General features: G+C 73.4%; 11 protein-coding genes. 6 read left to right on the top strand and 5 right to left on the bottom strand.

Going from position 1 to position 11,143, the window contains the following annotated elements:
- On the bottom strand, positions 1 to 242 hold a 242-nt coding region (locus tag ACFRMQ_RS30115; protein ID WP_380733836.1), incomplete at its 3' end, for a hypothetical protein.
- 150 nt (positions 243 to 392) lie between these two features.
- Here ACFRMQ_RS30115 and ACFRMQ_RS30120 point away from each other — a divergent pair.
- The 4 genes from ACFRMQ_RS30120 (at position 393) to ACFRMQ_RS30135 (ending at position 5,599) form a co-directional block, all read left to right on the top strand.
- Positions 393 to 1,247, top strand: coding sequence for a serine protease (locus ACFRMQ_RS30120; protein ID WP_380733837.1), 855 nt, complete (start codon positions 393 to 395; stop codon positions 1,245 to 1,247).
- Between the two features lie 286 nt (positions 1,248 to 1,533).
- Positions 1,534 to 3,090 carry a S28 family serine protease gene (locus ACFRMQ_RS30125; RefSeq protein WP_380733838.1) on the top strand — a complete coding sequence of 519 codons (1,557 nt, stop codon included), beginning with the start codon at positions 1,534 to 1,536 and terminating at the stop codon, positions 3,088 to 3,090.
- A 165-nt stretch (positions 3,091 to 3,255) separates the two neighbouring features.
- Positions 3,256 to 3,981, top strand: a complete 726-nt coding sequence (locus tag ACFRMQ_RS30130; protein WP_380733840.1) for a TetR family transcriptional regulator — start codon at positions 3,256 to 3,258, stop codon at positions 3,979 to 3,981.
- A complete protein-coding gene (locus tag ACFRMQ_RS30135; RefSeq protein WP_380733841.1) occupies positions 3,965 to 5,599 on the top strand; it encodes an acyl-CoA dehydrogenase family protein in 1,635 nt (544 codons plus the stop codon). Before ACFRMQ_RS30130 ends, ACFRMQ_RS30135 begins: the two co-directional genes overlap by 17 nt.
- Before the next feature lie 217 nt (positions 5,600 to 5,816).
- Here the strand turns inward: ACFRMQ_RS30135 and ACFRMQ_RS30140 are convergent, their stop codons facing one another.
- The gene (locus tag ACFRMQ_RS30140; protein WP_380733842.1) at positions 5,817 to 6,269 is read right to left on the bottom strand and encodes an inositol monophosphatase family protein; all 453 of its coding nucleotides are present in this window, start codon (positions 6,267 to 6,269) and stop codon (positions 5,817 to 5,819) included.
- Between the two features lie 3 nt (positions 6,270 to 6,272).
- Here ACFRMQ_RS30140 and ACFRMQ_RS30145 point away from each other — a divergent pair, with 3 nt between their 5' ends.
- Positions 6,273 to 6,878, top strand: coding sequence for an Lrp/AsnC family transcriptional regulator (locus tag ACFRMQ_RS30145; protein ID WP_380733844.1), 606 nt, complete (start codon positions 6,273 to 6,275; stop codon positions 6,876 to 6,878).
- 129 nt (positions 6,879 to 7,007) lie between these two features.
- Here the strand turns inward: ACFRMQ_RS30145 and ACFRMQ_RS30150 are convergent, their stop codons facing one another.
- The 3 genes from ACFRMQ_RS30150 to ACFRMQ_RS30160 form a co-directional block, all read right to left on the bottom strand.
- Positions 7,008 to 7,901: a helix-turn-helix domain-containing protein gene (locus tag ACFRMQ_RS30150; protein WP_380733845.1), complete on the bottom strand. Its 894-nt coding sequence runs from the start codon at positions 7,899 to 7,901 to the stop codon at positions 7,008 to 7,010.
- A 52-nt stretch (positions 7,902 to 7,953) separates the two neighbouring features.
- Positions 7,954 to 8,436: a hypothetical protein gene (locus tag ACFRMQ_RS30155; protein ID WP_380733846.1), complete on the bottom strand. Its 483-nt coding sequence runs from the start codon at positions 8,434 to 8,436 to the stop codon at positions 7,954 to 7,956.
- A gap of 180 nt (positions 8,437 to 8,616) precedes the next feature.
- A complete protein-coding gene (locus tag ACFRMQ_RS30160; protein ID WP_380733847.1) occupies positions 8,617 to 9,324 on the bottom strand; it encodes a 4'-phosphopantetheinyl transferase family protein in 708 nt (235 codons plus the stop codon).
- A 340-nt stretch (positions 9,325 to 9,664) separates the two neighbouring features.
- Between ACFRMQ_RS30160 and ACFRMQ_RS30165 the strand changes: the two genes are divergently transcribed.
- A complete protein-coding gene (locus tag ACFRMQ_RS30165; protein ID WP_380733848.1) occupies positions 9,665 to 11,137 on the top strand; it encodes a choice-of-anchor A family protein in 1,473 nt (490 codons plus the stop codon).
- The last annotated feature ends 6 nt before the right edge of the window (positions 11,138 to 11,143 follow it).

Here is an 11,143-nt window from a genome sequence, read left to right on the forward strand (position 1 = left end):
ATGACCCGCTCCGTGCTCGCCGCGGCCCCCCACTTGGTCACCACGGCCCCCGCATTCTTGGCGGCGCTGGTGGCGGAGCCGGCGCGGTGGCGGCGGATCGCCGCCACCGCGCGGTCATAGCTGCGGCTGATCAGTCTGGGCCGGGCGCACTGGTCGAAGGGCTGACCGTCCGGTGGCGGGGGATCCCCTTCGAGGCCGGGATCGGCCGTTCCGGTGCTGGGGGTGACGGTCCCGTCGCGCACGGCCGTCGGCCGAGGGTCCGGTGGTGACGGTAACCGGCCAATGAGACTTGGCGGGTTCTTGGTGGCGTCTTGACCCTTGACAGTGGGTCATGTCCGCGACAGCTTTGGTGCACCCCCACCCGCTGGACCCCCCACACCGAGAGGTCTCTCATGAAGAAGCCGCTCATAGGCACGGCCGCGACGCTCCTGTTCGCCGGGGCCACCGCCCTGGTCGGAGCTGTTCCGGCCCAAGCCGCAGCCCCCGCCGCCGAGTCCGCGGCCAAGCCCGTCGCCGCCGTCACCTTCGCAGGGACGGTGGCGCTCAGCAACTGCTCCGGCTCGCTGGTGCGGATGCCCGGCTCGGCCGCGAGCGACCCGGCCCTCATCCTCTCCAACGGCCACTGCCTGGAGACCGGCATGCCGGGCCCGGGCCAGGTGGTCCTCAACCGGGCCTCCAGCCGCACCTTCACCCTGCTCAACGCCAGTGGCGGCGGTGTCGCCACGCTGCGTGCGAACAAGATCGTCTACGGCGCGATGACCGACACCGACGTGTCGATCTACCAGCTGAACACCAGCTACTCCTCGATCCAGTCCCAGTACGGGATAGCCCCGTTGACCATCGCCGCGACCCACCCGGTCCAGGGCACCTCGATCCGGGTCGTCTCCGGCTACTGGAAGAAGATCTACTCCTGCTCGGTCGACGGCTTCGCCTACCGGCTGAAGGAAGCCGACTGGACCTTCAAGGACTCGCTCCGCTACACCTCCACCTGCAACGTGATCGGCGGCACCTCCGGCTCGCCGGTGGTCGACGCCTCGACCGGCCAGGTGGTCGCCGTCAACAACACGATCAACGAGAGCGGCCAGACCTGCACCATGGACAACCCCTGTGAGGTCGACCAGAACGGTGCGGTGACGGTGCGTCCGGGCATCGGCTACGCCCAGGAGACGTACGGCATCCCGGCCTGTTTCGCCGCCGGCAACCGCTTCGACCTGACTCTGCCCGGCTGCGTCCTGCCCCGCCCGTAGCCGGCGTCGCGAACCCGCTGACCAGCACTTTCGTCCCGATGGGCCATCCGCGAACGGCGGATGGCCCATTCGGCCGTTCATCGGTCGGCCGCCGAGGCGCCCCAGGCCGCGGCGCCCCAGCCACGGCGCCCCAGGCCACGGCGCCCCGGTCCGCGGTACGCCGGGCCCGCAGCGCCCCAGTCCACACCACCTGCACCACTCGAACCAGCTGCACCACCCACACCACCAGTGCCGCACGGCCGAGTCGGCCGGCGGCAGTCATGTCAGTTGCACAGATGGAGAGTTGATGACCACCACCGTGAGAAGGCTGCTGGCGTCGGCCCTGCTGATACCGCTGCTCACCGTCGGCGGCCTGGCGAACCCGGCGTCCGCCGCGGGCGGCCAGGGCGGCCAGGGCGGCCAGGGCGGCCAGGGCGGCCAGGGTGCGCAGGGCGGCCAGGGCAGTCAGGGCGATCAGGGCAACGGCCCCCGCCACGGCCGGAGTCCCGCCGACGACCCGAACGCCGACATCAAGGACCGCCTGGCCGCGATCCCCGGGGTGACCATCACCGAGGAGAAGCCGACCACCACCGGTCACCGCTACTTCATCGCCACCTACACCCAGCCGATCGACCACAACCGCCCCTGGCTGGGCACCTTCCAGCAGCGCTTCAGCCTGCTGCACCGCGGCTATGACCGCCCGACCGTCTTCTACACCAACGGCTACACCCTGGGCACCAGCCCGTCCCGCACCGAGCCGACCCGGCTGGTGGACGGCAACCAGGTGTCCATCGAGTACCGGTTCTTCACCCCCTCCCGCCCGGAGCCGGCGGACTGGTCCAAGGCCGGCATCCGCCAGGGCGCCGCGGACTCGCACCGGCTGGTGACCGCGCTCAAGCGGATCTACCAGCAGGAGTGGCTGTCCACCGGTGGCAGCAAGGGCGGCATGTCCTCCACCTTCTTCCGGCGCTTCTACCCGGACGACGTGGCCGGTACGATCGCCTACGTCGCGCCCAACAACACGAACGTCAACGACTACCGGGCGTACAGCGACTTCTTCCGCACCGTCGGCACTCCCGAGTGCCGGGCCAAGCTGAACGCCGCCCAGCGCGAACTGCTGGTGCGCCGCGACCGCCTGGAGGCCCGCTACGTCGCCGACAACAAGGCGGCCGGCTCCACCTTCGACACCCTCGGCACCCCGGACCGGGCGTACGAGGCCGGTGTGCTGGACGTGATCTGGGCGTTCTGGCAGTACAGCCTGGAGTCCGACTGCGCCAAGGTCCCGGTGGCGGCCACCGCGACCGACGACGAGCTGTACGCGTGGTTCGACTCGCAGTCCGGCATCACCGGCAACAGCGACCAGTCGCTGGCGAAGTACACCGCGTACTACTACCAGGCGGCCACCGAGCTGGGCGCGCCCTTCTTCGACGTCTCGCACCTGAAGGGCGTGCTGCACTACGACTACAAGGAGCTCTACTCGGTCCGCAGCTACGTGCCGAAGGAGATCCCGACCGTCTTCAACCCGAACGCGATGCCCGACATCGACCGCTGGGTGAAGCGCGAGGGCGAGCGGATCATGTACGTCTACGGCGGCAACGACCCGTGGGGCGCCAAGCCGTTCCAGCTGGGCCGGGGCAGTGAGGACAGCTACGTCTACACCGTGCCCGGCGGCAACCACGGTTCCAAGATCGCGCAGCTGCCCGCCGAGCAGGCGGCGGCGGCCACCGCGAAGGTGCTGGAGTGGGCCGGTCTGGACGACCCGAACACCGCCCGCTCGCTCGCCGCGTCGCCGCGGTCGATCCCGGAGTTCGGCCCGCTGGACGTCGAGGGCCAGCGGCTGGAGCAGGAGCGCCGTCCGCTGTAGGGCCGGAGTCGAGCAGGCGGTGCGTGCGCGGCAGTGAGCCGCAGCAGCAGCGGTAGGCAGCGGTAGGCAGTACCCGCAGGAGGCCGTCCCGGACCGTGGGGCGGCCTCCTCGCGTTTCCCGGCGAACCCCTCCCCGAAGCAGTGAATCGGTGCTTCAATGCTTCCATGGCCTACCGACGCACCCCCGCCGTGCAAGCCCGCCTGGACGCCCAGCGCGAAGCGGTGCTCCAGTCGGCGGTCGGCCTGCTCGCCGAGCGCGGCTACGGCGGCTGCACGATGGCCGCCGTGGCAGACCGGGCCGGCATCGCCACCGGAAGTCTCTACCAGCACTTCGCCGGCAAGGCCGAGCTGTCGGTCCAGCTGTTCCGCCGGGTGGTGAGCGGCGAGATCGAGGCGGTCAACGCCGCCGTCGCCCGCCGGGACACCCCGCAGCAGCGGATCGCCGCCGTGGTCGAGACCTTCGCCGCCCGTGCCCTGCGCGCGCCCCGGCTGGCGTACGCGCTGCTGGTGGAACCGGCCGACACGGTGGTCGACGCCGAGCGCCTGGTCTTCCGGCGGGCGTTCCGTGACGTGATCGCCACCGAGATAGCCGCCGCCGTGGCGGCCGGCGAACTGCCCGAACAGGACGCGGTGCTGACCGCCGCCGCCCTGGTCGGCGCGGTCGGCGAGGCGCTGGCCGGACCGCTCGCCGCGGCGCCGGTCGCCGGGAGTGCCGGGCCCGATCACAGCGTCAGCGCCACGGTGCCCGGCGCCGGCGCCACCACGCCCGGCGACAACACCACGGTGCCCGGCGTCAGCGCCACCACGCCCGGCGACAACACCACGGTGGTCCCCGCCCTGGTCTCCTTCACCCTGCGTGCTTTGGGAGGACGCGATGACAGCGACGCATGAGGTCACCAACCAGGTGCCCCTGCCGTACGGACACGACACCGCCGCCGACCCCGCCCTGCTCGCCGCCCTCCACCGGGCCGGTGCCGACTGGGCCGAGCCCGAGCTGCGCGAGCTGGGCCGGCTGGCCGGCTCCGAGCAGGCCGCCGAATGGGGCCGGCTGGCCAACGAGAACCCGCCGGTGCTGCGCACCCACGACCGGTTCGGCAACCGGATCGACGAGGTCGAGTTCCACCCGGCCTGGCACGAGCTGATGCGCACCGCCGTCTCGCACGGCCTGCACGCCGCGCCCTGGCGCGACGAGCGCCCCGGCGCCCACTCCGCCCGTGCCGCCAAGTTCTACGTCTGGGGCCAGGTCGAGGCCGGCCACACCTGCCCGGTCTCGATGACCTACGCCGCCGTCCCGGCGCTGCGCGCCACCCCCGCCCTGGCCGCCGAGCTGGAGCCGCTGCTGGCGGCCACCGAGTACGACTTCGGGCTGCGCGAGCCCCGCACCAAGCGCGGGCTGATCGCCGGCATGTCGATGACCGAGAAGCAGGGCGGCTCGGACGTCCGCACCAACACCACCACCGCCGCGCCGCAGCCGGACGGCACCTACCGGCTCACCGGCCACAAGTGGTTCACCTCGGCTCCGATGTCCGACCTCTTCCTGACTCTCGCCCAGGCCCCGGGCGGCCTCAGCTGCTTCGTGCTGCCGCGCGTCCTCCCGGACGGCGGCCGCAACCGGCTGCGGCTGATGCGGCTCAAGGACAAGCTCGGCAACAAGTCCAACGCCTCCGCCGAGCTGGAGTACGACGGCGCGGTCGGCCTGCTGGTCGGCGAGGAGGGCCGGGGCGTGCGGACCATCATCGAGATGGTCAACATGACCCGGCTGGACTGCACCGTCGGCGCCGCCTCCGGAATGCGCTACGGCGCCACCCGGGCGGTCCACCACGCCCTGCACCGGCGGGCGTTCGGCAAGGCGCTGGTCGACCAGCCGCTGATGCGCAACGTCCTCGCCGACCTGGTGGTGGAGTCCGAGGCGGCCACCACCGTCGCGATGCGGCTCGCCCACGCCACCGACCGCACCCTCGCGGGGGACGAGAACGAGGCGCTGGTGCGGAGGTTGGGCCTGGCGGTGGCCAAGTACTGGGTGTGCAAGCGCGGTCCGGCGCACTCCGCCGAGGCGCTGGAGTGCCTGGGCGGAAACGGCTACGTCGAGGAGTCCGGGATGCCCCGGCTCTACCGGGAGGCGCCGCTGGTGTCGATCTGGGAGGGCTCCGGCAACGTCGCCGCACTGGACGCGCTGCGCGCCATGGCCAGGAGCCCGGAGAGCGTCGAGGCGTTCCTCGGCGAACTCGACGCCGCCGCCGGCGCGGACCGTCGGCTGGACACGGCCGTCGCCGCCCTGCGCAAGGAGCTGACGGACCTCGGCGACCTGGAGTACCGCACCCGTCGGCTGGTCGAGTCGATGGCCCTGGCCTTCCAGGGGTCGCTGCTGGTCCGGTACGGCAGCCCGGCCGTGGCCGACGCCTTCTGCGCGAGCCGGCTGGGCGGCGACCACGGCGCGGCCTTCGGCACCCTGCCGGCCGGGGTCGACACCGGGGCGATCATCGACCGGGCCCGGCCGGTGCCCGCGTGAGCGGCCAGGAAGCAGCGGGCGTACGGGAGTTCTGACAGGCCCTCGGCCTGCCCGGACTGATCGACGTGCACACGCTCCCTCCTCGCCCGCCATCGGGCAGGAGGGGCCCACCACGCCGAAGAACGTCCTCGACAAGGTGTGGGCGTACTTCGACGCGGCCGGCCGGCCGGTGCTCCGCCGATCGGGGTCCGGCAGAGCGCCGGCCGGCGCCCTTCCGTCAGCCGACCGTCCGCAGCACCTCCAGTGCCCGGGCGTGCAGCCCGGGGGCGGCGGCGAGGAAGCCGTCGGAACCGGCCGTCCAGGCCGACCCGGCGGCGTCCGTCACCGTCGCGCCCGCCTCGCTCGCGATCAGCGCGCCGGGCAGCAGGTTGCCCGCGTCCAGGCCGTACTCCCAGAACAGCGCCAGGTGCCCGGAGCCGACCTGGGCCACCTGGAGAGCGGTCGGGCCGAGGTTGCGCACCGCCAGCACCGCGCCCGCCATCGCGGACAGCGACTCGCCCGCCCGGCGCAGCGCCACCGGGTCGGCCGCCACCCGCGGCGGCTGGCTGGTGGCCGCGACGGCGGCGGCCAACTCCCGCTCCGGCGGCGCGATCGGCCGCCCGTCCAGCTCGGCCCCGCCGCCGAGCACCGCCCGGTAGGTGCGGCCGTCCTGCTCCGGACCACCACCCACGCCGTGCTGCACGCCTTCGCCGACGCCGGGCAGTGGCGGGCCGGGCACCTGACCGAGGCGGAGAGCGCCGCGCTCGCCCGGCCCGCCGTCGCGCGCCCCGCCGCGCCCCCGCCGCTGGACGGCCTGGACCGTTCCTTGCTGGAGCGGCTGGGTGAGGACGCGCGGCAGTCCCACGCCGTCCTGGCCGCGGCCGTCGGCGCGCCCGAGTCCACGGTGCGCCGCCGTCTGCACCGCTTGGACGAGGCCGGGCTGCTGCGCACCCACGCCACCGTGGACCCGCGGCTGCTGGGCCTGGCCGTGGACGCCAACCTCTGGCTGGACGTGCCGCCCGGCCGGCTCGCCGAGGTCGGTACGGCGCTGGCCCGCCACCCGTGGGTGCACGGGGTGTTCGCCACCAGCGGCCCGACCAACCTGCTGGCCACGGTGTTCTGCCCGGACCACGGCGAGCTGTACCGCTTCCTCACCGACACCCTCGGCCCGCTCGGCGTCGCGCGGGCCGAGACCACCATCACCGCCCGCGCGGTGAAGCGGGCCGGTGTGCTGCTCCGGCCGCCGTCCCGGCGGGCACAGCCCGGCGGCGGCCTCCGGGCTTCGGGGTGCGGGCCGTGATCGACGTCAACCTGGTCCGGGTGGTGCTCAGTCCGGTCCCGATGGAGCTGTGGCCGGAGCCGATCACCGCCGGGTCCGTCGGGGTCCTGGTGCAGGCCGCGGTGGTGGCCCGGTTCGCCGTCCTCCGGTTCACCGCCCCGCGGCGTCGGTCCCGGGCGCGGAGCCGTGCTCCCGGAGGAAGGCCGCCGTCTCCGCGTCGGCCGGCAGGAAGGTCTCCAGGGCCAGCTCGGAGACGGTGACGTCCAGCGGCGTGTTGAAGGTCGTGACGGTGGAGAGGAAGGAGAGCGCCCGTCCCTCCTGCCGGATCCGCAGTGGCAGGGCGAACGGGAACCCGGCGGAGGCCGGATCACCCGCGTCCGGTCCGTCCGCCCGGTTCGGCCCGTCCGCTCCGGCGGCTCCGTCCGCCCCTGCCTCGGCCGGTTCGGGGTAGCCGCGGACCTCTTCGTACAGCCGGCGCAGCGGTTCGGCGCGGACCAGCTCCAGCCGGCGCTCCATCCGTTCCAGCAGGTGCCGCCGCCACTGCCGCAGATTGGCGATGCGCGGTGCCAGCCCGTCCGGGTGCAGGGTGGCCCGGACCGCGTTGAACGGCGGCTCCAGCAGGTGCGGGGCGACGCCGTCCAGGAGCAGCCCGAGCGAGTGGTTGGCCGCCAGCACCCGGAAGGACCCGTCGAGGACCAGGGCCGGGTACGGGTCGTGGGCGGCCAGCAGCCGTTCCAGCCCGCCGCGCAGCGCGACCATCGCGGGGGCGTCCAACGGCGTCTCGGGGAAGTGCGGGGCGTATCCGGCCACGAGCAGCAGGGTGTTGCGCTCGCGCACCGGGACGTCCAGTTGCTCGGCCAGCCGCAGCACCAGCTCCCGGCTCGGGCGGGCGCGGCCGTTCTCGACGAAGCTGAGGTGGCGGGTCGAGGAGTCCGCCCGCAGCGCCAGTTGCAGCTGGCTGAGCTGCCGCCGTTCCCGCCAGCCGCGCAGCAGCGGACCGACGCCGCTTCCCGTCGGGCCGCCCATGCCCGCCATGATCGTCATGGCCCAGGACGGTACTCGAACGGCCCCGGCCGGCGGCAGGGGACGTGCGGGATCAGACGCCGGTGCTCGACCCCGGCCGGATGACCATGAGCACCACGACCACGGCCCACAGCAGGTTGAACACCCCGGCGGTCATCGGCAGCAGCTTCAGGCCGCCGACGGCCTTGGTGTGCCGTTCGTCCGACGGATCGAGTTCCAGCGCGTCCACGGCGGCCTGCTGGCCGGGCAGGACGAAGAGCAGCAGGGCGAGCGCGGCGATCGCGGTCAGCACCATCGAGACGATCACCCAGGACTGCCCGAGCACGTCCATCACCTGGGCCAGGCCGATGCCCAGCACCGGCACCGCGACCCCGAGCAGGGCGTAGACCTGGGTGATCCGGTGCAGTACGCGCAGCACGCCGGCATCGGAGGCCCGGTCCGGCCCACCGGCCAGCGCGGCCTTCGCCCGGCGCGGGAACATGCTGACGGCCACCGCGACCGGGCCTATGAACAGGACCGACACGAGGACGTGCAGGCTCAGCAGGAACTTGGCCATGGCGGGCACCCTTTGGATCCGGTGGGCAGCTGGGTCGACGGGCACGCGTGTTCGGCGTGCCCACGACCAGGCACGCTAACACCGCTTATTCACCGGTCCGCCGGGCGGGTCGGCGCCGGGCGACGGCGCCGGGTGGAGGGGCCGGGCGGAGGCACCGGACGGCGGCTTCCGCCCCCGGGCTCAGCGCGCGGCGGTGAGGCCGACGATCCGGGGCGGGGCGGTGCTGACGGCCGCGACGGCGGCGGCGTGCTCCGGGTCGGTCCAGTCGAGCAGGTGCAGGTCCTCGTACCGGCTGCGCAGTGGTCGGCCCGGCGGGACGACCGGCGGCAGGGCGGAGAGGTCGATCCGGCCGAGGGTGTCCAGGGTGGCCCGCCCGATCTTGATCAGCGACTCCTTGCGCACCCAGAACCGCAGGAACGCCCGTTCCGGCTCCGGGTCGGCCTCGACCAGGGCGAGTTCGGCCGGGGCGAGCACCCGGCGGGCGACCGAGCCCAGCGAGCCGCCTCGGGTGGCCAGTTCGACGTCCACCCCGACCGGCTGGAACCCGGCGCCGGCCGCGACCACGCCCCGGGTGTGCGACAGGCTCACGTGCACCCCGGGGTGGTCCGGCAGGTAGGGCTTGCCGTGGTCGGCGAGCCCGCAGTCCGGGCACTGCTGGGCGAGGACGAGCCCGGCCACCGGCACACCGAGCAGCCGGGCGGCGCAGAGCCGGACCAGCAGGTGCCCGGCGGTGAAGTCGACCCGCCCGGACTCCTGCCGGAAGCGCGCGGCGCGCTCCCGCTCCATGGCGGTCAACAGGTGCTCGCCCACCTCGGGGTGTCGCAGTACGGCGTCGGCGGACGCGACGGCGACGAGCGGCGCGCTCTGGTCCTGGGCCTCGGTGGTCATGGTCCCAACCTAGGGCCTGTCGTCGGACTCACCGTCCTCGGGGCCTGGCGGACGGTGACGACACGCCGGGTGAGCAGTGCCCTATTTGTGTGAATTTCAGATTCAATCTGATGCCCTGTAAGGTGCGAATAGTCCGATTTAGTGTCGGATGTCCTGGATCTGCTGGATCGCAGGGGGTTGCGTGGAACGCGGCAGGGTCCCGACCTGCCCTTTCTCATACACGGAGGAATTGTCGATGGGTCAGTCCACAGGTTCACCGAGTCACAGAACGACCGCCAGGAGGGCGCCGGCGATACCCGGGCGCCGGGCCGCTCGGGTCGCCGCGGCGACCGCCGCCGCCATGCTGCCGCTGGCCGCGGTGCTGACGGTCGGTTCGGCCGCCCCGCTGGCCCCGCCGCTGGGTGCCTGCTCCGGGCCCGATTGCCCCGCCACCTGGCCGCCGGTCAACAACGGCGACTTCCCCGGCCGCGACGCCGCCATCAGCGTCTTCACCGGCGGCGACTACACCGTGAACGGCCGCGCCGCCGAGGCCGAGGGCAAGATCGTCGCGCTGGGGAACCTGACCGTCGACAAGGACGGCGGCGGCATCTACAACATGGGCGTCGTCGGCGTCGGCTCACGCGTCGTGCCGCCGAACGGCAGTGACTTCGTGACCGCCGGCGGCAACGTCGACGCCGTGGCCGGCAACACCATCCTGATCGGTGGCATCGACTCCAAAGGATCGGCCTTCGGCAACCTGCGCCACGCGGGCACCGTCACCGGGAACGTCAGCATCGACCCCACCGGAGAGCTGATCGAGGACCTGAACGCCGCCGCGCCGTACCGGGAGGTGCTGGCCCAGATCGAGGGCGTCTCCGCCTGCGTCGCCCGGGCCACCGCGACCGGCACCGTCGAGGTCACCGCCAGCGAGGCGACCTTCACCGGTGACGGGACCAGCATGAAGCAGGTCTTCAACGTCACTCGGGACCTCGCCTCGCCCAGCGGCGGGCAGATCGGACTGGTCTTCACCGGCATCCCGGCCGGCGCCACCGTCGTGGTGAACATGCTCGGCGACAGCCCGGTCATCAACACCTACACCGGCACCGGACTGGCCGGGGACCAGACCACCGAGATGCGCTCGAAGCTGATGTACAACTTCCCGACGGCGACCTCGGCCCGGATCCTCGGCAGCGCCCAGTTCCAGGGATCGGTCCTGGCCGGCAACCCGGCTGGCACCACGACCCTCTCCGAGCCGGGCATGAACGGCCGGGTGTACCTGGCGGGCAACCTGATCCACACCGGCAACGGCGGCTACGAGATCCACAGCTACCCGTTCGACGGCGACCTGCCGGACTGCGGGCCGACGCCGACGCCGACTGAGACGCCCACGGTGACGCCGACGCCGACCGTTACGCCCACGCCCACGCCTACGGTGACGCCGACCGAGACGCCTACGTCCCCGGCTCCGACGTCTCCGGCCCCGACCTCGCCGGCGCCTACGTCCCCGGCTCCGACGTCTCCGGCGCCTACGTCTCCGGCTCCGACGTCTCCGGCTCCGACGTCTCCGGCCCCGACGTCCCCGGCCTCGCCGTCGGCCAGCGCGTCGTCGTCGAGCGCGGCTCCGGCCCCGACCAGCGACTACCCGTCCGAGGCGCCGTCCGAGCGGCCGGCTGAGCAGCCGGCCGGCGAGGGCCCTGGCGGCGGCGGTCAGCTGCCGTCCACCGGTGCCGGCAACACCCCGGTGGTCTTCGGTGTGGCGGGCGCCGGCCTGCTCGGTCTCGGTGGTCTGGCCATGCTGGCCGCCCGTCGCCGTGGCCGTGGCCGTCACAGCTGACGGTCC

Source organism: Kitasatospora sp. NPDC056783, assembly GCF_042789895.1.
Taxonomy (GTDB): Bacteria; Actinomycetota; Actinomycetes; order Streptomycetales; family Streptomycetaceae; genus Kitasatospora.

What these genes read in the sequence shown, in the direction of transcription:
- ACFRMQ_RS30120 (WP_380733837.1), top strand. Translation starts at nt 393, where the DNA reads ATGAAGAAGCCGCTCATAGGCACGGCCGCGACGCTCCTGTTCGCCGGG.
- ACFRMQ_RS30125 (WP_380733838.1), top strand. Translation starts at nt 1,534, where the DNA reads ATGACCACCACCGTGAGAAGGCTGCTGGCGTCGGCCCTGCTGATACCG.
- ACFRMQ_RS30130 (WP_380733840.1), top strand. Translation starts at nt 3,256, where the DNA reads ATGGCCTACCGACGCACCCCCGCCGTGCAAGCCCGCCTGGACGCCCAG.
- ACFRMQ_RS30135 (WP_380733841.1), top strand. Translation starts at nt 3,965, where the DNA reads ATGACAGCGACGCATGAGGTCACCAACCAGGTGCCCCTGCCGTACGGA.
- ACFRMQ_RS30150 (WP_380733845.1), bottom strand. Translation starts at nt 7,901, where the DNA reads ATGACGATCATGGCGGGCATGGGCGGCCCGACGGGAAGCGGCGTCGGT.
- ACFRMQ_RS30155 (WP_380733846.1), bottom strand. Translation starts at nt 8,436, where the DNA reads ATGGCCAAGTTCCTGCTGAGCCTGCACGTCCTCGTGTCGGTCCTGTTC.
- ACFRMQ_RS30160 (WP_380733847.1), bottom strand. Translation starts at nt 9,324, where the DNA reads ATGACCACCGAGGCCCAGGACCAGAGCGCGCCGCTCGTCGCCGTCGCG.
- ACFRMQ_RS30165 (WP_380733848.1), top strand. Translation starts at nt 9,665, where the DNA reads ATGCTGCCGCTGGCCGCGGTGCTGACGGTCGGTTCGGCCGCCCCGCTG.